The organism is Paenibacillus sp. FSL R7-0163 (assembly GCF_037969975.1).
Lineage (GTDB): Bacteria > Bacillota > Bacilli > Paenibacillales > Paenibacillaceae > Paenibacillus_AQ > Paenibacillus_AQ odorifer.
Genome location: NZ_CP150224.1, coordinates 5,910,123 through 5,933,520, shown reverse-complemented (window position 1 = coordinate 5,933,520; position 23,398 = coordinate 5,910,123). Strand labels below are relative to the sequence as shown.

The 23,398-nt window shown below is 44.2% G+C and carries 15 protein-coding genes and 1 tRNA gene; 9 read left to right on the top strand and 7 right to left on the bottom strand.

What is annotated here, in order from left to right:
• Positions 1–94: 94 nt before the first annotated feature.
• Both NST45_RS25980 and NST45_RS25975 read left to right on the top strand, forming a co-directional pair.
• Positions 95–1,417, top strand: a complete 1,323-nt coding sequence (locus NST45_RS25980) for an MFS transporter (protein WP_076141434.1) — start codon at positions 95–97, stop codon at positions 1,415–1,417.
• The gene (locus NST45_RS25975; protein ID WP_076141433.1) at positions 1,389–2,303 is read left to right on the top strand and encodes a polysaccharide deacetylase family protein; all 915 of its coding nucleotides are present in this window, start codon (positions 1,389–1,391) and stop codon (positions 2,301–2,303) included. Before NST45_RS25980 ends, NST45_RS25975 begins: the two co-directional genes overlap by 29 nt.
• A gap of 36 nt (positions 2,304–2,339) precedes the next feature.
• Here the strand turns inward: NST45_RS25975 and NST45_RS25970 are convergent, their stop codons facing one another.
• Complete coding sequence (locus tag NST45_RS25970) at positions 2,340–2,777, bottom strand: hypothetical protein (RefSeq protein ID WP_076141432.1); 438 nt, start codon at positions 2,775–2,777, stop codon at positions 2,340–2,342.
• A gap of 686 nt (positions 2,778–3,463) precedes the next feature.
• Between NST45_RS25970 and NST45_RS25965 the strand changes: the two genes are divergently transcribed.
• From NST45_RS25965 to NST45_RS25940, 6 genes are all read left to right on the top strand, one after another.
• Entirely contained in the window at positions 3,464–7,804 is a 4,341-nt protein-coding gene (locus NST45_RS25965; RefSeq protein WP_339824194.1) for a bifunctional 2',3'-cyclic-nucleotide 2'-phosphodiesterase/3'-nucleotidase, read from the top strand.
• Positions 7,805–8,031: 227 nt separating this feature from the next.
• Positions 8,032–8,115 (top strand) — tRNA-Leu (locus NST45_RS25960).
• A gap of 118 nt (positions 8,116–8,233) precedes the next feature.
• On the top strand, positions 8,234–9,628 hold the full coding sequence (locus NST45_RS25955) for an MATE family efflux transporter (RefSeq protein ID WP_036687203.1): 1,395 nt from the start codon (positions 8,234–8,236) through the stop codon (positions 9,626–9,628).
• 164 nt (positions 9,629–9,792) lie between these two features.
• The gene (locus NST45_RS25950) at positions 9,793–10,893 is read left to right on the top strand and encodes a glycerol dehydrogenase (protein ID WP_036687204.1); all 1,101 of its coding nucleotides are present in this window, start codon (positions 9,793–9,795) and stop codon (positions 10,891–10,893) included.
• Positions 10,894–11,111: 218 nt separating this feature from the next.
• Positions 11,112–11,456 carry a hypothetical protein gene (locus NST45_RS25945; protein ID WP_036687205.1) on the top strand — a complete coding sequence of 115 codons (345 nt, stop codon included), beginning with the start codon at positions 11,112–11,114 and terminating at the stop codon, positions 11,454–11,456.
• 396 nt (positions 11,457–11,852) lie between these two features.
• The gene (locus NST45_RS25940) at positions 11,853–16,163 is read left to right on the top strand and encodes a glycosyl hydrolase (RefSeq protein ID WP_339824191.1); all 4,311 of its coding nucleotides are present in this window, start codon (positions 11,853–11,855) and stop codon (positions 16,161–16,163) included.
• 103 nt (positions 16,164–16,266) lie between these two features.
• Here NST45_RS25940 and NST45_RS25935 read toward each other — a convergent pair whose 3' ends face one another.
• The 5 genes from NST45_RS25935 to NST45_RS25915 all read right to left on the bottom strand — a co-directional run bounded on the left by NST45_RS25935 (position 16,267) and on the right by NST45_RS25915 (position 21,493).
• The gene (locus NST45_RS25935) at positions 16,267–17,022 is read right to left on the bottom strand and encodes an SDR family oxidoreductase (protein WP_036687207.1); all 756 of its coding nucleotides are present in this window, start codon (positions 17,020–17,022) and stop codon (positions 16,267–16,269) included.
• Between the two features lie 781 nt (positions 17,023–17,803).
• Positions 17,804–18,697, bottom strand: a complete 894-nt coding sequence (locus NST45_RS25930; protein ID WP_339824189.1) for an IS110 family transposase — start codon at positions 18,695–18,697, stop codon at positions 17,804–17,806.
• A 5-nt stretch (positions 18,698–18,702) separates the two neighbouring features.
• The gene (locus tag NST45_RS25925; protein ID WP_339824187.1) at positions 18,703–18,924 is read right to left on the bottom strand and encodes a hypothetical protein; all 222 of its coding nucleotides are present in this window, start codon (positions 18,922–18,924) and stop codon (positions 18,703–18,705) included.
• Positions 18,925–19,425: 501 nt separating this feature from the next.
• Positions 19,426–20,778 (bottom strand): HAMP domain-containing sensor histidine kinase, encoded by a 1,353-nt coding sequence (locus NST45_RS25920; protein WP_036687209.1) that lies wholly within the window; start codon positions 20,776–20,778, stop codon positions 19,426–19,428.
• The gene (locus NST45_RS25915) at positions 20,756–21,493 is read right to left on the bottom strand and encodes a response regulator transcription factor (protein ID WP_036687211.1); all 738 of its coding nucleotides are present in this window, start codon (positions 21,491–21,493) and stop codon (positions 20,756–20,758) included. Before NST45_RS25915 ends, NST45_RS25920 begins: the two co-directional genes overlap by 23 nt.
• 160 nt (positions 21,494–21,653) lie before the next feature.
• On the opposite strand from NST45_RS25915, the gene NST45_RS25910 reads away from it, so the two are divergent.
• Entirely contained in the window at positions 21,654–22,301 is a 648-nt protein-coding gene (locus NST45_RS25910) for a hypothetical protein (protein WP_038568178.1), read from the top strand.
• A gap of 96 nt (positions 22,302–22,397) precedes the next feature.
• Here the strand turns inward: NST45_RS25910 and NST45_RS25905 are convergent, their stop codons facing one another.
• Positions 22,398–23,321 carry a DMT family transporter gene (locus NST45_RS25905; protein WP_076101113.1) on the bottom strand — a complete coding sequence of 308 codons (924 nt, stop codon included), beginning with the start codon at positions 23,319–23,321 and terminating at the stop codon, positions 22,398–22,400.
• Positions 23,322–23,398 lie beyond the last annotated feature (77 nt).

The following is a 23,398-nucleotide window of genomic DNA, read 5'->3' as shown; positions in this document are numbered from 1 at the left end:
TCCGTAGATTCTACGAAGGAAAAAATTGATGGCGTTCTCTCATTGGTATGGTAATATATTACAACCGGATCTTTTCCATATGGGAGGTATGTGAGTGAAGCGTAAATGGATCAATTCGCCGTACACCTTTGCTTTAGGGATGTTTGCGATGATGGTTCCAAGTCAGGCATTTAGTTCATTTTACAGTTACTTTTATGTAGAAAAATTAGGATTGGGCATTGGACTAGCTACATTAGCCAGAACAATCTTTCTGATCTGGGATGCGGTAAACAATCCGTTATTTGGTTATTGGTCAGATCGCACAGAGACTCGTTTAGGTCGACGCAGACCATGGGTATTTGGCTCAATTCCGTTATTTATGCTGGCATTTGTACTGGTTTTCTCCCCTCCCGGCGGATTATCTGAGAATGGATTGTTCACTTGGTTTTTAGTCACACTTATTTTCTATGAGGCAGTCGCTACTGTGTTGTGGGTGAACTATGGAGCGTTACTCCCGGAGCTCTTCCGAGGAGACCGTATTCGGGCAAAAGCTTCCGCGATTCAGCAAGGCTATCAGGTCGTTGCTTTGTTAATCGGTACTGCCTTAACGCCAATTATTTTTGCAGCTATTAATTTCTCTAATATGGCTATAGTGTATGCCTGTCTCTTTGGAGTATTTATGTTTTTATGTATGATGAATGTCCAAGAAAAGAAGGAGCCCACAGAGCAGGAACCCTTGAAGTTGATTCCAGCTTTTCGGGAGACCATTCGGAATAAAAAGTTTTGGGTGTTTAATATTTCGAACTCTTTTGCTCAAACGGTGAATGGACTTGTAAGCTCGATGATTCCTTTTTATGCAAAATATGTACTTCATATCTCAGAGGCTCAGGTATCGATTTTACTCGCAGCTGTGTTTGTTTCGGTCATTCCATTAGTATTCGTGTGGTACTGGATGATTCGTAAGATGGACGGGGTCAAGGCGTGGCGGTTATCACTGATTTTATATGCGTTATCGGTAATTCCGTTATGGTTTGGTTATGATCTCTTAAGTGGTGTGGCTGCTGGCGTAGTTGTCGGTTTCGGATTAGCCGGATTTCTAGTGACCCCAGCAATAGTAGGTGGCAAGATTATTGATGAGGATGCGGAAAAAACAGGTCTGAGAAGAGAAGGAATCTACACGGCTGTAAGCGGATTCATTACTCGTTCAAGCGGGTTAATCTCTGCGTTAGCTTTTTTCATTGTAGGTATGATCTTTGGCTATCAAGGCGGTGATGACCCAGGGTCCAATCCTGAAGCGACATTTAGGTATTTAATAAGTGTGGTGCCATTATGTCTGTTGGCCATAGCTGTTGTCATATCCTTCACAATGAAATTTACATTTATGGACTCTTTGAGAGGTGAGGCTGACTATGAACAAAAAATTAATCATCAATTGTGATGATTTTGGACAAAGTCCCCCCATGAATCAGGCGATTAAACATCTGCTGGAAGAGGAAAAAGTATCCTCCGCAACGATTATGGCGGTGGCCCCTGGGTTTGAGGAGGCATCTGCATGGTGTAGTCGCAGGCAACAACGAAATGTGGGACTTCACTTGACGATGACTAGTGAATTTGAGGCTTTGCGCTGGGCGAGCCTGACGGGAGAGACTTCTCTTCACGACGAGAGCGGACATCAATATAGGACGGTAAAAGAGTTCGAACAGGGAGCGCAGACAAAAGCCGTACTAAAGGAGATAGATGCGCAGTACGAGCGAGTAAAACAGTCGGGAATAGTGATTAGCCATGTAGACAACCACATGGGTAGTTTATACGGAATGGAAACAGGACGCAGCTTGCTACCGCAGACGTTGTGGAAAATTTCGCGCTGGGGATTGCCCTCACGATTCTTCAGATACATCCATGCTGAGGATCCGCTTTTGGCATCGCTGAAAAATATTAAACGACCAGTTGCCCTTGGAGCAGGGCTGGCGGATACGTTTGGGGTGCCGATTCCCGACTATTTGCTATCGCATCCTTTTGGTGTAGAGGAAGGCGAGACGTATGAAAGTTTTAAAAGATCTATTATTGCTAAGCTGTATTCGTTGCCGGATGGCGTTAGTGAGACCTATATTCATCCCGGGATAGACGATCCATGGATGCAAGCAAATATTCCGCACTGGAGTAAGCGAGTTTGGGAGTATAAGTTGCCCTTTGATGATGATTTTACCTATGCCCTCAGTGATGCTAAGGTTGAATTGACGAATTATCGTTATGTACAGGAGCATCTAAAACGTCCACGGTTAAGATCTGCAGGCAGATTGTTAAAGAACCTGATAAGATTATGAGCAAAAATAAAAGACACCTTGAGGGGTGTCTTTTGATTATCCCATTAATCCTTTTAGCCCATTAAGGAAGGGGGAAATAGATTTAATCATATTGTAGCCCATCTTCATAACCGGCATAGTTTTTTGTACCATTCCAATAAAGTTGCCGATTCCCCCGAACCCCCCAAATCCGCCAAATCCACCGCCTCCAGAACTGGAAGCCCCTGCTCCTGCGGAGCCTAGAGCGCCTCCACCCATTCCGAAAAGTGAGCCGAATAAGGGCATTAATCCTGATACGTTTGCTTTCCGGGAGCGGGAAGAAGAGTGTTTTTTTGATTTTCTGTGTTTGTTTTTACGCGGTTTGGAAAGGGTCAGTCCATTCTTATCGAGGCCGGTTATCCATCCTATATACGTACGTCCATCATGTAACGTAATACACACGGGTCTACCTTTCAGCTGTTCAGCACGTTTGCGAATCTTCGTTGTATTTGCCATTTGTGGATCACCTCATTGGTCTATTTACTTCTATATTACTCAGATATTTTTGTGTTGCTTGTGCTGGTTCATCATAAAAAAATATTTGGGAGCAGTGATTCTTTATGTACTGCTGTCTCTGGGACTGCCTTATGGGGAATTTGCAATGGGAGGAAGGCATAGAATTATGCCTCCACAAATGAGAGTCGCGTGTGGAGTTTCAGTAGTGATACAGCTAATTGCCATCCTGTACTTATTGCAGGCAGGTAATGTGATCTCTATTGGATTACCTTTTGATAGAAGGGTATGTTATTTTTTCGCAGTCTATTTAATTCTTAATACTATAATGAACTTATTGTCGAGGAGCATGAAAGAAAAACTTGTGATGACACCCTTATCTCTAATAACTGCAATCTGTTTTGGGATTACTGCTATGAATGGGTAAAAAGTAGTGCCGGATATAGATTCGACTTTTCTAGACTTTATATAGGATTGTTTTTAGGACACATCTGGTGAAGATGTGTTCTTTTTGCATCTATTGACTCTTGACCTATAAAAACGGATTCATAAGTCTAGGTCTTTCTTCTTATGTTATTATATTTAACATTGTTTTATATTATTTTTACAATTATATGATAATTGGTTATGTTTGTGTGATATAATATCACAGAAATTATGTGAAAATGATAGGGAGGACTAATATTATTATGGGATGGAAGACACGATGGAATAAGCCGATTGCTTCTGTATTAGCAACTGCAGTGCTTTCTTTGCAGGTGTTTGGAGGTATTGGTTTGGGTGCAGCTTGGGGTACAGATAAAGCTGAAGCAGCATCCGCAGCCACAGCCAAACTCCGGCTGATGAGCACGACGGACGTGCACACCAATGTCTACGGCTGGGACTATTTTAAGAATGCAGCTTCAGTAACTGTCGGTCTTGACCGCACAGCAAGCTTGGTGAAACAAGCCAAAAGTGAAGAACCCAACACCCTCCTACTCGACAATGGGGACTTGATTCAAGGAACTCCGCTAGGTACTTATGTGGCGAAGGAATCGGATCTGAAGGACCCTACTAATGTTACTGATATCCATCCGATGATTGCAGCCATGAACGCTATGGGATATGATGCTGCGACTTTTGGTAATCATGAATTCAATTATGGATTACAATTTTTAGATCGTACGATAAACGGTAGCACTGGTAATGAGATGACTACTGGAGCCAATTTTGATTATGTGAATGCGAATATATATAAAATGGATGGCGTTACAAATGCTTATCAGCCTTATGTTATTCTTCCTAAGAAAGTTACGGATAGTAACGGCGATGAGCAGACGATTCAAGTTGGTCTAATCGGCCTAGTTACTCCTCAAATCATGGAGTGGGACAAGGTTAATCTGGAAGGCAAAGTTGTCGTTGAAGATATTGCTAAAACGGCAGAAAAATTTGTTCCTGAAATGAAAGCTAAGGGAGCAGATGTTATTGTTGCTATGGCCCATACGGGGTTTGATGTTAACGCCGTTACAGGAGACGGTTCTGAGAATGATATTAACGCTTTGAGTAAGGTTCCTGATATTGATGCGATTACGTTCTCTCATACGCATAAGGTATTCCCAACAGGGAATAACGATACGTTGGACGCGTCGTTCAAAGATCCTGTTACTAAACAACCGTATGCAAACGAAAAGGCTGTGATCGATAATGTGAATGGTCACATTAACGGTACGCCTGCTGTACAAGCTGGTTACGGCGGAGCTTATTTGGGTCTAATCGATCTGAACATTGTATACGATGGTAATGACTGGACGGTAGACAAGCAAAGTTCAAAAGCTTCTGCTCGTTCTATTTATAAGACAGAGAATAAAGTGAATATACCACTGGTTGAGCCTGATGCGGCTGTAGATGCAGCTGTTGCAGCAGCACATGAGGCTACTATTGCTTATACTGGACAAAAGCTGGGTGTTACAACAGCTCCGATGAACAGCTATTTCGCAATGGTTCAGGATGATCCTACGGTTCAACTTGTTACGTATGCACAAAAGTGGTACGTTCAGAATTATATTGATATCAATGTTCCTCAATATAAGGACCTTGCCATTCTTAGTGTTGGTGCTCCTTTTAAAGCAGGACGCAACGGACCTGATGAGTACACCAGTATTGATAAGGGTGACTTGACTATTCGTAGCGCAAGTGACCTGTATTTATATGATAATACCCTTAAAGCAATCAAAGTTAAGGGTTCTGTTGTGAAAGAATGGTTGGAAATGAGTGCGGGCGCATTTAACCGCATCAAACCAGGGATCTCGACTCCGCAGTCTCTGTTGAATACGAAATTTTCGGTTTTTAACTTCGATGTAATCGATGGGGTTCAATATAAAATTGATGTGACGAAAAACGCGAAGTACAATCCGGATGGTACGATTAATGATGCTTCTTCGAGTCGTGTAACGGATGTCACTTACAATGATCAACCTTTAGATCTAGATCAGGATTTCATTGTTGTTACTAACAATTACCGCGCAAGTGGTGGCGGGAACTTCCCGGGTGTTAAAGGTGCAGAGCTGGTTGTAGACTCTCAAGATGAGAATCGTCAGGTTCTGATGGACTACATCAGTGAAGCTGGTATGATTGATCCAACTGCTGATGGTAACTGGTCCTTGGCACCTATCAAAGGCAATGTTGATGTTACATTTACAACAACACCTAAAGCGGCAAATGTACTCCCAGCGAACATTTCCGATACTGGACAGCAAGATAATAAGGGCTTTGGAATTTTCAAGCTAGATCTAAGTGTGAAGACACCTGCACCGACGGAAGATGTGGAGGTTCACCTTCTTGGAATTAATGACTTCCACGGTCAACTCGACACTGTTTCTACAGTGAACAATAAGTCTGTAGGCACAGCAGCCTATCTCGCGACTTATTTGAAAGCAACTCGTGCAAAGTATGAGAACTCATTACTCTTCCATAATGGTGACTCCGTTGGAGCATCCGCTCCAGTATCATCCCTTGAGCGCGATGAGCCGACTCATGCTTGGATGAACATGATGAAATTTGATGTGGGTTCTCTTGGTAATCACGAATTTGACCAAGGTGTTGATGCACTGATGACACAGCTTTATGGTGGTATCGACCCTAAGGATAATAAAGTTAACCATGCTGGATCTGATTTTGATTATGTTAATGCGAATGCAGTGGATGCCAAAACTGGCGAGCCAATTATTAATCCTTATGTAATCAAAGAAGTAGGCGGTGTGAAAATTGGCTTTATTGGTCTTGTAACAAAATCCACACCAAGCAAGGTAGCGCCTTCCGGTACGGCCGGCGTGCATTTCCTCACGCCTGAGGAGGAAGTGGCGGCTGTGGAGAAATACGCTAAGGAGCTTCAATCTAAAGGTGTTGAGACGATTATCGTGCTTGCACATGATCCTGCAACGACCAAAGATGGTGTGACTACAGGTGAAGCGGCTGATCTGGCCAATGCGCTTCCTGCGGAATCCCCTGTTGATGTTATCGTTGCTGGTGATAACCATGCACTTGCAAATGGAACAGTAAACGGCAAGCTGATTGTACAAGCTTATTCTTACGGTACAGCATTTGAGGATATCAAGTTGATCATTGATCCTAAAACAGGTGATGTGAAGGATAAGTCTGCTGTGGTAACTTCCACCTTCCATGAGGGTGTAACACCAGATCCGGAAAGTGTGGCACTGGTTAATGCTTACCTTGAGAAGCATCCTGAGCTTACCCAACCAGTAGGTACAACGGACGGAACTATCACTCGTACCGATGCTTACAATAATGAGGCTGCACTTGGGAATCTGATTGCTGACTCTATGCGTAATGCTGACTTCGGCGATGGTGCAAAAGCTGCCGATTTCGCCTTTATGAATCCAGGCGGTATCCGTGCGGACCTTCCGAAAGGTCCTGTAACCTTCGGCGATCTGGCTAAAATTCAGCCATTCGGCAACACGCTTGTGAAGCTGACACTAACCGGAGCGCAAATCAAAACATTGCTGCAACAGCAATGGAATGTAAAAGCTGATGGAACACCAGATATCAAAACGCTGCAAATTTCCGGACTGAAATATACAGCGAATATGTATCTGCCAGTAGCTGATCGTATTGCGAGCCTCACACTAACTGATGGAACACCAATTAATCCTACGCAGAAATATACAGCAGTAGTAAATAACTTTATGGCTGCGGGTGGAGATAACTACAAGGTTCTGACTCAAGCTAGTGATTCATTGGCTGGACCTATTGATTTGGACGTATTCTACGACTACATTGTAAAAACGTTTAATGGCAAAGAGATTAAAGCGGCCATTGAAGGACGTATTATTAATAAATTAAAGGCTGATTCGGGATCGGGCAATGGCAGTGGAGGCGGTTCTACCGGTGTAACTCCAACGCCTACTCCAACCGCGAAACCAACAGCAACACCAGCACCATCAACAGCACCAACGGTAACACCTGCACCAACTACTGCGCCAGCAGCAAACTTCAAGGATCTGGGTAAGGTAGCTTGGGCGCAAGAAGCTATTGAAGCATTGGCTGCTAAGGGCATTCTGAAAGGTCTGGATGCAAATACTTTTGCGCCAACCAAAACAGTGACTAGAGCAGAGTTCGTTACGATGCTGGTACGCGCACTGAATCTTACGGGTTCAGCAACAACCAGTTCGTTCAACGATGTTAAACAAGGAGTTTGGTACACGGATTCTATCGCCCTTGCGGTGAAGGCTGGACTTGTACAAGGCTCTGGAAATGGCAAATTTGAACCGGGTCGTGAAGTGACTCGTGAAGAAATGGCCATTATGGTTGCTAACGCACTGAAAGACAAACTACAGCCAATTGATAAAAATGCAGCATTGGGTAAGTTTGCAGACAAATCCAGTATTGCTCCTTATGCACAAGAGGCTATCGCACAGCTAACTCAATTGGGAATCGTCAACGGTGTTGATGGTGGGAAATTTGCACCTAAGGGTATAGCTAATCGCGCTCAAGCAGCGGTTATCATCTATCGCATGCTTGGACAAGTATCATAATTCTATTGTTCTAACTAAAAGTGTATCGATGATCCTCGTGAGGGCATCGATACACTTTTTTTAAATATAAGAAAGTATAAGTGGCACCAATACTCTTATGGTCTTCCCTTAAACGCTTACTGTCCTTACAAGGACGCCGATGGCGCTTTTACTTGTTAAATTTGTTGTTGCTCTTTCTGTGAAATCATGTTAACTTATATTCTGCACTGTATTTTTTAATATTTTGTGCGGTCGTGGCGGAATTGGCAGACGCGCACGGTTCAGGTCCGTGTGGGCTAACCCCCGTGGAGGTTCGAGTCCTCTCGACCGCATACCTAAGTGCATATAAACAGGCAATACTTTTGAATCGCTCTTCAACCTGAAGAGCCTTTTTCTATTTATACGCATAATTCAATTTGACAAACTCTATGTAAAAGAAGTGAAGCAAAGATGGAGCCTAATGTAGGTGTAAATACGAAGCAAAGTGTGCGGTTTCTGGAAAAGTATTTCTCTGGTGAATCGATAGATTATCGTCAGATGATTGCTTTATTCATCCCTATCCTAGTGGATCAGGCCTTTGTGGTGGGTCTTAATCTAGTGAATACAGCTATGATAAGCTCGTCTGGTGTGGCAGCTATCAGTGCGGTCAATATGATAGATTCTCTTAATATTTTTCTCATTAGTGTGTTTATTGCCGTCTCAACAGGTGGGACGGTTGTTGTTGCGCAGTATAAAGGGAGCGGCAATGACCTCATGGTGTCAAAAGCTACGGCAGGTGCTACGTCATCTGTTTCGCTGATGGCATTTGCTATTGGGATGTTCGGAATTCTTTTTCACAATCCGCTGTTAAATTTACTATTTGGAGCGGCCTCACCAGAGGTTATGGAGAACGCCCGAATATATTTGATTGGGAGCTGTATCTCTTATCTTGGTATAGCTGTTGTGGAGGCGGTATGTGGTGCTCTTCGTGGAATTGGTAGAACGAGGGCCTCGCTTGTGCTTTCGCTAATTATGAATTTAACTTATGTCTTATTGAATCTCGTCTTTATTAACCTGTTGCATATGGGTGTTCTGGGGATGACCATTTCTATAAATATAGCTAGATACCTGGGGGCGTTCTGCGCACTTTATTATCTATTCCGATTGGACAACGATCTGCATATCCGTATTCGCGATCTTGTAGTGGTTAAGCTGTCTATGCTGAAAAAAATAATGTTCATCGGGATGCCGTTTGCGGCGGAGCAGATGTTCTTTAATGGTGGTAAAATTCTGACTCAGATCTTTATCGTTAGTCTGGGTACGTATGCACTTGCGACTAATGCGATTGCCTCCTCCTTTGCAGGGATTATGCAAATCCCCGGGAATGCGTTGTCCTTAACGATTATTACAGTGGTGGGACAATGTATGGGAAGCAATAATGTTAAGGATGCTCGAAAATTTATTAAATCATTCCTTGTCACCTCTTCTCTTTCCCTGGTGGTAATGGGGTTGCTGATTATGCCTTTTTTCAATCCATTAGTGTCGATGTTCCATCCTCCTGCTGAGATTGTGGGAGATATCTTCCTGATTGTGCTCATCAATACGATTGCGCAAATTCCGCTATGGTCCATTAGCTTTATTACGCCTTCGGCGCTTAGAGCGGCAGGGGATTCCAAGTTTACCTCCATGGTTTCGATGCTTACGATGTGGCTGTTCCGTGTAGTGCTCGGATACATCTTAGGTATTGTTCTGAACTTTGGTATACTCGGCGTTTGGCTGGCGATGAATTGTGAGTGGGGGATCAGAGGTCTGATTTTCCTGCGGCGATTTATGGGCAAAAAATGGGTTCAGCATCGTGTTATATAATAGATATAAAAAAATCAAAGGACACCCTGAGGGGTGTCTTTTTTGCATGCTCTGATGAGTGCCTTTGGAGAATACAACTTGAGTATTTCTTGGGTAGCGGGGTAATAATATGTAGGAATTGCGTCTTTATGCTTACTAAAACACACAACAAGGAGTCTTGCACAATGTCACATTTCGTTAGATCCGTTACTTCACCAAAGAAATTTATCTCCGGCCATAACTTACTTTCAGATCTGAATGAGTATATTAAGGCGTTTGGCGATCATGCCTATGTGATCTGTGATGAGTTCATTTTGGAACGTGCTAAGAAAGAGGCGGGAAGTTCCATCGAAGGTGCGGGCAATAAGGCTACTTTTGAAAAATTCAATTATGAATGTACTCAGGAAGAGATTAATCGTAATCGGGAACTTGCCCGTAAAGCTGGGGCGAATATCATCGTCGGTATCGGCGGAGGTAAAACACTGGACACCGCCAAAGCTACTGCTTATTATGAGAAGCTGCCTGTAGTTATTTTTCCGACGATCGCTTCTACTGATGCACCATGTACAGCGCTGGCTGTCATTTATAATAAAGATGGTTCATTTGATCAATACTTATTCCTCCCAAGTAATCCGGATGTAGTCTTGGCTGATACAGCGATTTTAGCTTCAGCGCCTTCCCGCTTTTTCGCAGCTGGAATTGGCGATGCACTGGCTACTTATTTTGAAGCCCGTGCTTGTTATGCCTCTAATGGCGACAATCTCGTAGTCATGAAACCTTCTACAACGGGTCTAGGTATATCAAGACTTTGTTATGAAGCTCTACTTAAGAATGCGGTAAAAGCAAAACGTGCGGTTGATCAGAAGCTCTATACACGCGCGGTGGAGGAAACTATTGAAGCGACAATTTATCTAAGTGGTGTGGGTGCTGAATCTGGTGGTCTGGCTGCCGCGCATGCTATCCATAATGGGATGACAGCCGTTCCTTCACTACACAAAGCTCAGCATGGTGAAAAGGTTACGTTTGGTCTTTTAGCCCAGCTAGTACTGGAAAATGCCTCAAATGAGGAGCTGGAAACTGTCATTAAGCTTATCAAGGATGTAGATCTTCCGCTAACCCTCGCCGATCTGGGGTGTACGGAATTTATCGAATCCGAATGGCGCCAAGTTGCTGAAGCTGCTTGTGCAGAAGGAGACACAATGGGCAATATGCCGTTCCCGGTTACTTCGGAAGATGTGTACAATGCGATAGTGGTAGCGAACTCGCTGGCAGAGTCTTATAAATAACTAGCACAACTAATATGCAGTGATAATGAAGGCACCCTTGGGGGTGCCTTTTGTTTTTATATAGGGTAAGCTTTTGAAATACTGTAGTGGTAAAATTTTTCATATAGCTATTGGCTTTGGCACTTAATCGCGGGATAGGGTGCCTACAGAAACGAGATTATTGCTAATCGCCCCGCTGCTGTGCCAATTGTACTCTATGTAATAAGGAGGAAGGAAAGATGAGAAAAAACCAATTGGGTTATCTAATCCTTATTATCATAATTATTGGAGCGGTAATAATAGCAGTAATTCACGGAAGCTCGGAGCGTCAGAACAAGCGGGCAGCAGGAAGTCTTGGAATGGATTATGTGCGTAAAGAGTACACGGAAAGTGCATCGCTGAGAGTTGCAACGATTTGCAAACCCTTATTTGGAGGGTCAGGTTATCAGGTAGTGCTCGAGGATTCAAGTGGGCAATCGTATTATGTCATTATCGTTCTCGGAACTACACATAATCTTGTCACTATGGACGATCTGACGAAAGAGGTGCGGGAAGGAACATCTGTGTTTCCGTGCCACCAATAAAACATGATAAATGAATTGGATCTCATCTATATGATTATTGGGAGGCACTCCTGCGGGGTGTCTATTTTTGTTATATTGTATTGAATTTTGTTATTTATTTACGGAATAGCTAACATATATGCTAACGTAAAATATAAAATAATTATAACAAGAGGCAATATTTTGATTGTTTTATGCCAATGTAACCGCTATAATCTTGCATATACCGGAATATGTAACGAAATAAGAAGTTTTTGTTAGCGTTTGTTATCAATAACAAAGTTGGAGATGTGGAGGTGAATAGTTAGCGAGTAGGTCTGTAATTGTCTTCTATAAGGACAGATAGTTATTGGGTTCATAACAGCTGGTTGGCTATTCTTATTATCAAATCCATTTATTTTCGAAGGAGAATTAGGAATGAAAAAAGCGAAAAAGTGGCTGGGGAGTATACTTGCCTGTGCAATGATAATGTCTCCTATCCCTTCTGTAATTTCTGCAGCAGCACCATCCACTGTTGGATTCGGTGATACACAGGGTCACTGGGCACAACAAAATATTGCGAAGTGGGTAGAAAATGGCGTTTTAAACGGGTATCAGGATGGTTCTTTTCATCCCAATGAAGGAATTACAAGAGCTGAGTTTGCTACGATCTTGAATAAGGTATTTGGTTTCTATATGAAGTCAGATCAATCTTTTTCCGATGTAAAAGCGACCGATTGGTATGCAGATCAGCTTTCGTTGGCACGATATGCTGGGTATTATGAAGGATACTCAGAGAATAAAGCACAAGCTACTGATTATATAACGCGTCAGGATGCGGTGACGATGTTGGCTCGGATATTTACTCTTCAAGCTACTGAAAGCGCTTCATCATTGAGTGGATTTAATGATTCCTCTCAGATTCAAGCTTATGCTAAGGATGCAGTTGATGCGCTCTCAGGATTGATCACAGGTTATGAGGATGGAACCTTTAAGCCGCTTGGAAGGATCACCCGTGCCGAAGTTATAACGTTAATTAATAAAATAGTGAAGAGTTATTACTCGCAATCTGGAAGTTTTGAAGGAGGAATAGTTTCTGGAAATGTAGTCGTTAATCAGGATGGTGTTGTGTTAAAAAATGCAACGATAAACGGAAACCTGTATCTAACCGCTGGGATCGGTAACGGCGAAGTGACCCTTGAGGGCATTAAGGTTACGGGCACCACATTTATTGCAGGTGGCGGGGTAAACTCCATTCTTATTAAGAATAGCTCATTAGGCAAAGTAAATATAAATCGTAAAGAGGGTGAGGTTCGTGTCCTCACGAGTGGTACAACCCAAATCTCTCAGCTAACGGTAGATAGTCTAGCAAGGCTGGAGTTTGGAATTGGGACGATGATCACCACGGGAATTCTAAATAGAACTGTGGGACTGATCCTAGGTGAAGGCGCATCGATTGCAAATCTAAACGTTGCTGATAAAGCGACTGGAACCACCATTTCCGGTCAGGGCGACATTGCAAAAGCGGACGTTAAGGCAACAGGAGTAACGTTGAACGGTAAGCCCATTGCTCCTGGCACAATTGTCATTATCAAAGGCAATCAAGGTCCTGTAGCAACGGCTACCCCAGCGCCTACCTCGGCATCAGGCTCATCAATAACGCCGGCAGGTCCGACTAATCCAACCGCGGCACCTACAGCGACAGCAACACCAACAGCAACGGAAACACCGACACCAACGGCAACACCAACAGCAACAGCAACACCGACACCGACCGACCCGACGGGTCCTGTGGGACGTATCGAGAATTTAGCGGATGTTGATGCAAGTAGTGAGACTAAATCACTATTCGCCTACTTACAGGATATCCGCGGCAGTGAGATCTTGTTTGGACATCAGCATGCTACTACAGAAGGACTTTCTATTACTGAAAAGGACGGAACGCAGTCTGAGGTCGAGAATGCAGTAGGCGACCTTCCGGGGCTGTTCGGCTGGGATACACTTAGTCTTGAAGGTTTTGAGAAACCGGGAGATTTAGGCGCAACCAAGCTGGAGAATCGTGATAAATTAATCGGCGTGATGAAGTCTGCTTATGAAAAAGGCGGCGTGCTTACATTAAGCTCGCATATGCCGAACTTCGTCACAGGAAAGGACTTTTATGACACCAAAGGAAATGTGCTTACGCATATATTACCCGGCGGTGACAAGCATGCAGAATTTAATGCATTCCTGGATATGATTGCGGACTTTGCGAATAACTTAAAAGATGATGATGGTAAAGTTATTCCAGTCATTTTCCGTCCATTCCACGAGCAAAATGGTGGCTGGTTCTGGTGGGGTGCGCCTTACCGTACGAAGGAGCAGTATGCTGAAATCTATCGTTATACCGTTGAATACTTAAGGGACAAAAAAGATGTGCATAACTTCTTATATGCATTCTCACCGGGAAGTCCATTTAACGGCACAGATGCGACCTTCCTTGAGACGTATCCGGGAGATGACTATGTTGATATCCTTGGCTTCGATAATTATTATGACGGAACCACTGAGGGTTGGTTTGATTCAGTTGTGAAGGATGCTAAGCTGATTTCGAAGCTGGCGGATGATAAGGGAAAAATTGCAGCATTTACTGAGTTCGGTTATTCGGGTGTGAAGCCAACTGGAACGAAGGACCTGAAATTCTTTACCAAGCTAATCGCTGCGCTGCAGTCTGATCCGGATGCTAAACGGATGGCGTACATGCAGACTTGGGCGAATTTCAATACAGATTCTATCTTTGTCCCTTATAGAAATGCTCCAAACGGACTAGGAGATCATGAACTGCTCCCTGATTTCGTAGACTATTATAAGGATCCGTATACAAGCTTCAGCTATGAAGTGGCTGTTGCGGATGCGTATTCGAAACAGGTAACTACAGAAACCGAGCAACCTTTTTTACACATTGCCTCACCAACCGCAAACCAAACAGTGCCCACGACAAAAGCATCGACCCTTCGTGTTCGTGTGTTGAATCAGGACGTGGATAAAGTAACCTATCTGATTGGGGATGACACAACAGAGTACAGTATGGCAGCTGACACAGAAGGTTTCTATTACTTGGCAGATTGGACACCAGGTGTAGCCTTCGACGAATCAGGCGTGATGCTTACTGTTAAGTCCTATGCAAAGGATGGTTCTGTACTTTCACAAACGATCCAAATCTTTGTAAGTGACGTGCAGGGCATTGGGGACCCATTGATTGTAGATACTTTTGAGAATTACAAAGGCAATGATGAATTACTTCGTGCGGCATTAAGTCCTGCGGGTGATCTAAATAAGATCTCACTTGATGCGGACCATAAAAATGATGGCAAGTATGGCCTTAGATTCGATTATAATGTGGACGGCCAGGGTTATACAGGTCGTACCAAAAACATGAATAATGCCGACTGGTCGGACGCCAACAAATTGAAGCTCTGGATTGCACCTGATGGCAGCGACCACAAACTTGTTATTCAGGTCAATGCAAGCGGCATCTCTTTTGAAGCTTATCCTTCACTGGCAGGTACGACACCTGGCATGGTGGAAATTCCATTCAGCCAGTTCGCTCCAGCGCCATGGGATACAGGAAATGCCGGTAAAGTAATCACTAAAGAGAACCTTAAGGACATTCGGGCAGTGTCTATCTACGTAAATAAAAAGGACACAGTAGCAAGTACGTCTGGTACGCTGTACTTTGACGATATTACAGCGTTTAATGATGGAACGGGTGGCGTCCCTAACGGGGGCGAAGGTCCTGGCAGCACGCCAGAACAGGCGAAGCTGTTGTATGGCTTCGAAAAAGATACTCAGGACTGGACAGTAGAGCAAAATAATGCCAGTGCAAGCGCGGCAGTGATCTCGACTGATGAGGCTGCTGAAGGAACTCATTCGTTAAGCTCCTTGTTCTCACTCGATTCAGGTGGAGCTTTTGAGCTCAGCAAAAATGGCAGTCTGGATCTGAGCGCGGTAGATAAATTAAGCGCACAAATTAAACTGTCGAACGGAACAGCGGATGCACGTTTGTATATTAAGACGGGATCAACCTGGGCTTGGGCTGACAGTGGAGCTGTGAAAGTAGATTCGAGTGGATTTACTACGGTTTCGCTCAACTTGGCAGGTATTGCTGATCTTAATAGTGTAAAAGCCATAGGTATCAAGCTCGAGGGATTCAGCGGTACGGGAACTTCTACGCTGTATCTGGATGATGTTCGGACCCTGAAGAATGGTACCGCACCTGAAGCTGTCGTCTATGGCTTCGAGGACAATACACTGCAAGGCTTCAGCATCAATGTGGATGAAAATAATAAATATAATACAGCACTGGCTCAGAATCTATCTGTGAGCAATGCTGTGTATGCTGAGGGAACTCATTCGATGCAAGCGGACTTAACATTAAATGGAGGGCAGTTCCAGCTGCGTCGTATGGTGGTTACCAATTTAGCGAATGCATCAACAATTACGCTTAAAATCAAGGTTGTACCTATTGATGCAAGCGATGTTAGCGGTGTAATGGCTCAGCTGTTCACCCAAAGTGGCTCAAGCTGGGGAACATGGACTGCTTCTACGGCTGCACCAGTAGATACCAATGGATTTACTACAATAACATTGGATATCAGCAAGGTAGCGGATCGTAATTTGACCCAAGCGATTGGCGTTCAAGTCATGACCACAGCAACCGATCCGGTGGGTAGTGCTACCGTATATGTGGACGAAATCACGATTAAATAGAAAGTAGTAAAGCCGGAAGCGAACATTTTACGATGTTCACTTCCGGCTTATTTATTTAGCATCAAATTTATTCATTTTAAGGTCTACGAGAATCTGCTTGAAATTAACGAAGCTTAATAGATCCGCCATCTACCATGATAGTCTGGCCCGTAATATAATCGGAATCTTCACTCGCTAGGAATACCGCAACACGCCCGATATCACTTTCCAGTTCACCCAATCTTCTCAAAGGAATTTTTGAAATCATGTTTTGGTAATACTCAGGGTTTGCTTCTGCCCATTCAATCATGCCAGGGGAATTAGCAATTGGAGCAATGATGTTTACGTTGATTCCAAATGGACCAAATTCATTAGCGGCTACCCGGGTAATTCCACGGATGGCTTCTTTTGCAGCAGCATATGTTCCTTGATTGGTGTCACCGTTGAGACCGGCGCCCGATGCAAAGTTAATAATTTTACCTTGAGTTTCTTTTAAATAGGGTAGTGCTGCTTGCATGAAATAGAAGGTTGGATAGAAGCCTGTATCAAAAGATAAATCGAAATCAGCCTGTGTAGTTTCTTCGATAGATTTCATTCTGGATGCGTGGGCATTGTTTACTAAAATATCTATTTTTCCGAATTTATCAGCTACTTGTCTAACAAGGTTAGCTAGTTTATTGTGTTCCTTGAGGTTAGCTTGAATAAAGATAGACTCAGGTTGATGTTCTTGCAATTCTTTAATTGTTTCTTTACCGGTTTCTTCATTGAGGTCAATAATGGCTACCTTAGCGCCTTCTTTAACAAAAGCTAGGGCCATCCCTTTACCAATGCCGCCTGCTCCACCAGTAATAATAGCTACTTTTCCTGCAAGTCTGCTCATGTTGTGATCTCCTTTTTGTGAAAAAATGTAGTATCTAACTCTTATTCGAGGTAAGGTGTAATTGTTACTTCGACTATATATTACCCAAAATAGTAGCTATATTTACCATGAAGTAGAAACGGCATCATTTCCCAAGATGAATATAGAGGGGGATGATGAATGTTTCAGCAGCTGATGACGCCTATTCCAGCTCTTATGTACATGTTGAGCGATTGAATTAAGCGGCGCACCAATTGATGAGCAATTGATGATTCATGTGTCGCACCAAGTGATGCTGCAAGTGATGCAATAAGTGAAATATTTATAGAGTAATTAGGGAATTTCTCCCTGAAATTCAGAGGTTTCTGTTCATCAGACTTATAATTAGGGAAAACTTACCTGATTTTCGGCCGATTTAGTAACTAATTAAGAAATCCCCCTAATTATTAGGGAGGAATTCCCTGATTTCGTTCATTTAGAGCGAATACCGGCTATTTTCAGGGAGTTTTTCCCTGCTATGAACGAATTAGTCAATTCCCCTGTTTTCCCCTTTAAACTAGAGGGTTTTCAATCCCTTGGGCACAGAGACAAAATGCGAGTCGTCGGCTGGCAATCTGCTATCCGTGGGTTGGTTACCACATATTATGCCTACGTCGAAGGAGCTTCCGTAAACTAATTTCGCACGTTAGATCAGGGATCCTGTGCACAGGGAATTCACGGATTCTCCTCGAACCTTTCTCTTTGTCTCCATGCCCCAAGGATTCAAATCTTTTGGGTATGTTTTTATTTTTTTTCGTTTCACCTACGCCATTTTTCGTTCTGCCTCTACCGCAATCGACCAGATAAATCCAATTAACTCACGACCCACTGCTGCCATGGTTAAATTTCGGTGTTTCCCGCGTCTGACTAATTTTAAATACTTGCTGTGTAACCGTTCTTGGGCTTTCCACGACGTTTCATGGACATGAATACTCTCTGCCCTCTCAAGACGCACTGCTAAATCTCCCTTGACGGCAGGGCGGTGACGGTAACTCCATGCGGACTCCACCAGTGCGCGCCGCACTCCGGAATTTCCGACTTTTGTAAGACTCCCTCTTTTGGTACTTGCTCCCGAGGAATATTCCCGTGGCACGAGTCCCAGGTAACTCATGAGCTGAGCCGGTGAACGAAAACGTTCGAAATTTCCAATCTCGACAACTAAAGTCATAGCTGTCAGCAGGGCGATTCCCCTCGCGCCTTGCAACGCTTGAATGACAGGTGCGTAAGGGCAGATCTGTGCTTCTTCTCGCATTGCGGCTTCAAGTCGCTTGATTCGCTCCTCCACTTCCCGGAGCTGTTGCAGGGATTCGGTAAATACCCGTTCTTGAGCTACATTATTAAACTTCAGCATAGAGAGCCATTCCCGGTACCTTTTGGTCCAGCGTTTTTTCATACCCTCTGGCTTGTGAATTTGGTGGCGCAATAGAAAATGAATGAGCCGTTGCCGAGCCCGATGTAGGTCTTGCCTAGCATCTTCTCGTGCACGAATGAGATCTCGTAAAGCTTCGAGTTCTGGCGTTGGCACATAGATCGCAGTCAATTCTCCAGCCCGGTGTAACTGAGCCAGTTTTTCTGCATCCCGTCGGTCGGTTTTTATGGCATCTCCGGGACGCTGTGGCATACGCGAAGGTGCAATTACCACACAGGAAATTCCCATCTTCGTCAACCAGCGGTATAAGTCGTACCCCGTAGGTACCCGGCTTCATAGCAGACCTCCAGTGTAATCCCTGAACCTTTGAGTTTCCGAATCATTCGAGCCACTGCATCTGGGGTATGGGGGATGGCTCCATAATATCGTGCGGGTTCCCGACCCTCATCTGCAATCGCCACCGCAATTTTTTCTTTAGACACATCCAAACCGACGTATTTTATGGTATTCTTCATAGTAACAGCTCCTTTCGCATGTAGCTCTGTAATGGTTGTCCTTTTAACTTCCATTTTAACCTACGGTGTGCGAAACAGGGGCTGCCTTTCGTTCATCATAACTAATTAGTTTAAACCCTACCGCAAGCCGTACGAAAATCACACCTAGCAAGTCGCCCACCTACCACTGCCTACGCCCACCTACCACTGCCTACGCCCACCTACCACTGCCTACGCCCACCTAAGCCTTACCACTGCCTACGCCCACCTACCACTGCCTACGCCCACCGCCTACACCCACCGCCTACACCCACGCCTACGCCCACCGCCTACGCCACCGCCGCTCACCGCCCCACCGCCTATCGCCCACCGCCCAACCGCCCAACCCAATATCATAGAACACTACGCGTGGTGTCATATGGCACAGTAAAATCCATTACTTTTCTTTTCAATTCCATTCCATAAAAAAGAAGCTGCCCCCAAGTAGAGTTCACTACTTTTGAGACAGCCTCTTACGAATAATTATAAGGGAAACCCCATCGAGATGACCGCACCGCCATTTCTTCGGTTGCCTGCGCTGATCTGACCTCCACAACGCTCGATGATTGCGCGGGAAATAGCCAGTCCAAGTCCGGATTCTCCGTCTTTTCCTTTTACGAACCGATGGAAGAGATAGGGAAGCAGATCGTCAGAAATTCCAGGGCCATCGTCACTAACGGATAACAGGGCCCGGCCCTCCTTGACCGAAACATGGATATAGATATGTTGGTTAGCGTAACGTGTTGCATTGGATACTACATTAAGAAGCGCCTGTAGCAGCTTATCCCTATCCGCGAGGATCGTAAGAGAATCTTGATGATCGTGGGAGATATGGAGGGTTAATTCTTTTTTCATTAATAGAGGGTTCATTCTTTCGATGGTTTCTGTCAGTAGATCTTTTAAACAAATTTCCGTAGGCTTGAATATATCTTCCTCGCTGTCCAGCTTCGCAAGTAAAGTCATTTCGGACACGAGCTTCTTCAAGCGGCTGCTTTCGCTCATGATAATGTCTAGCCCTTTTACTACATTCTCACCTTCAAAAACACCATCCTTAATCCCTTCAGCGTAGCCGGAAATGGACATTAAGGGGGTTTTTAATTCATGAGACGCATTCTGGAAAAATTGTTTCTGCACATGGTTGAAACGATTTAATTCATCTGCCATGTCATATACCGATTGAGCGACGGATCCAAGCTCTCCACCAGCTTTAATTAATTTAACATCTGAGAAGCGGCGTTCTTTGACTTTGCGGAGTTCTTGTTGCAGCCTCATTAGAGGTTGAATCAGCTTCTTGGTGATAAATAGGCCAAATAGGAACATAAATGCTCCCGCTGCACTGAAAACGATCAGCAGTCTTTTGAGCAAAGCTTGTTCAATAGCAGTGACTGCGCTCATAGGGGTTAGTAAAGTTAGCGTGCCTATAGGTGTAGCCTTCACTTCAGTAATATACCGTGTATCTGTTCCATTCCAAATGTTCTGGAGCTCAGTGGCTTGGCCTGTGACACTCTTGGCATCGTAGTTTATTGCAATTGAACTCATCTCTGATGATGTGGACAAGACTTTTCCTGTTTCATCGCTAAGAATGGCTTCGACGCCTGCAGTGCTTAGAGAAGGTATGGTCACGGGCAGAGCTTCCAGCTGAGTGCCAATCTCCCCGATGTATTTACTTTCTTCAGTCAATGTAGCTGACATCGCCGCACCAATGGTTCTTAAATCCTCTTTTTGTGTTCCGACAAAATGGTTGAGTAGTACAAAATGGATCACGACAGCAGTAATAGATAGTAGCAATACCAATGCAATACTAAAGGCTAAATTAATCTGATGTGCTAGTTTCATTCGTATGCTCACCCCCATCTGTTCTCATGCGGTATCCGTGTCCCCATACTGCCTCAATGGGCAAATGCTCCAGTTTTTTGCGCATCCGTTTAATTAGATGATCCACGGCGCGATCACTTCCAAAATAGTCGTCTCCCCACACATAGCTCAGCAGCTCATCTCTTGTAAATGCCCGGTTAGGGGCATCAGCGAATACTTTTAGCATGGTGAATTCCTTGCTGGTCAAGTCCACCTCTTCACCACACCAGAATACACGTCTTTCTTCCGGCAATAGTAGAAGCTGGTCAATTTCAAGACGGGTGGAAGTGGCCTGACTGTTCAATTTTTCGGCCTGATTACTCATTTTGTACCAGCGTTGAAGCTGACGTTTGATCCGGGCGACTAACTCACGAGGACTGAACGGCTTGACTAGATAATCGTCACTGCCAAGCTCCAATCCTAATATTTTATCCACTTCATTATCTCTTGCGGAGATCATAATGATCGGTACTTCGGCTTCGTTACGAATCCTTTTACAGAACTCATAACCATCCATGCCGGGGAGCATAACATCGAGTACCCACATATCCGGGGGGCTTGTCTGCCACAAGGTCCATGCTTCCTCAGCGCTGCCAAGGCCGATGGTGTGGTAATTTTCTTTTTGTAAATAAGCTTCAACAAGATTGCGTATATGTTCATCATCGTCGACTACGGCAATGAGGTATGGATTATTCATTTCGGGTTACCTCCAAATTATTCTCCCACAAGTATATCAATCCAGAGGTGGGTAGGGGCGGCTGCCATCGTTTTTCCACAAATTAACCAATGTTCTGCCACACCCATTTTGTAAGCTTGGTCTTGTAAGATCATTCGAATCGACGAGGAGTGTTGTATTTATGAATCAACAGATGTTATTTAAAAAGTTAGCGCTGTCCACCCTGCTAGTGTCCGCCGTTGCTGCACCGTCTGCAACGAACGCAGCAAGTGGAGCACAAGACGGAAACACGAAAACAACGGCCGCAGCCGTGGTTACTGCTGCCTCTAAAGGAACAATTGCCACTAAAGTAACCACTATTGATTGGGTAGATCCCCTGGAGTTGGCTAAGACCTACGCACCTAATACCCAAGAAGACTGGAAGAACACCTTGGATCAGTATTATAAGGTTGCTGGATTTAGTGTAACCGCACTTGCCGAGCTTGTGCCTGCGGAACTGGTGGAGGGAGTTCAATTATCAAAAGAAATACTATCCACCGAAGCTCTACCTGCGGGATATATCGAAGCTGGTCGTAACCTTGAAGTAGTACCTGTAGTCGATGATATGCAGGTAGATAGCAATATCACTACTTCAATTAAAGCTGTAGATGCGACTTCAATTGCTATTTCCATTCCAGATCTTAGCGACGCGGATAAAGCTTTTTTCAAAGCTCAAGATGATCTGAATAGTGCCGTTAAATCCAAAGATGCGACTGTGATCAAGGAAGCTTTAGCTAATCTGTTGGACCAATATAAAGAGAAGATCAAGGAGCTTGAAACAGCCAAATAACGGTGATTAGCGAGGCTTGATACAGAATAGAGATACTGAAAAGGGTAAAGATAAAAGACACCTCGCGGGGTGTCTTTTTTGTATGCATATCAATCTTCACGCTTTGCCTTTGGCCCTTACTTGCTTCCGCCAGTTCACACCGATCACCCCGGCGATGATCATCACTGTACCAGTCCAATGGTACCATTCCAGTTGCTCATTCAGCAGAAGTACACCACCGAGAATAGAGACAACTGTTGAAAGACTGCCGAAAATGCTCACGCGTGAAGCCTCCATCCGTGATAAAGCATAGTTGGAGAGGAAGGAGGTCACGAGGGAGGAGAGTACGCCGAGATAGAGCATGGAGAATATGAATTTTGGCTCTTGAAAAGGTGTGAAATACTGATCCAAGGTTCCTGCCGAACCATGCTTAATGATCGCCAGTCCATTAAAAAATATAAATCCGAACAAAGTAATCATATAGGTAAGTTCTTTGGGACTCCAGGTACGTGTCAGCTTCCGAGCCGCAACATTATAACCGGCAAGGGATAAAGCTGAGATTAGGATGAGCAAGACGCCCCAAAGACTAGAAGAAGAGATACTCAAACCTGGAATGGCAAAGATAAGAATAATGCCTGCAACTGAGATTAATGTAGAGATCTTTTGGAAGCTGCTCGTGGTTTCCTTCAAGAACATCGCCGCCAAAAGGATGGTGAAGATGGGCATTGTTGCCTGAATAATACCCGCTACAGCGGAGGTTGTATACAGAAGTCCATACGCTTGAAGGGTGAAATACAACGCTGGATACATTAAAGCCAGTGGGATGATCACTGCGGCCTTGGATATTCCAAACTTCACCCGCCCCCACCCTGGAAAAGTAAATAAAGAAGCGGCAAGGAAAGATAACGTGAAGCGATGAGCTAGCGTATCAAAAGGATCCGAGACGGTTAGGGCCATTTTTACAAATATAAAGGAAAACCCGACAATAATAGCATTCAAGACAGCTGCTGCTATCGCTTTTTGAGTAGAAGATGTATTCATTAGTAAAGACCTCCAAAGTGTTGCGCGCATTTAGGTACCGGTCCTGTTCTGCTCTTTATTCTAAGGCTAGAGTAGCT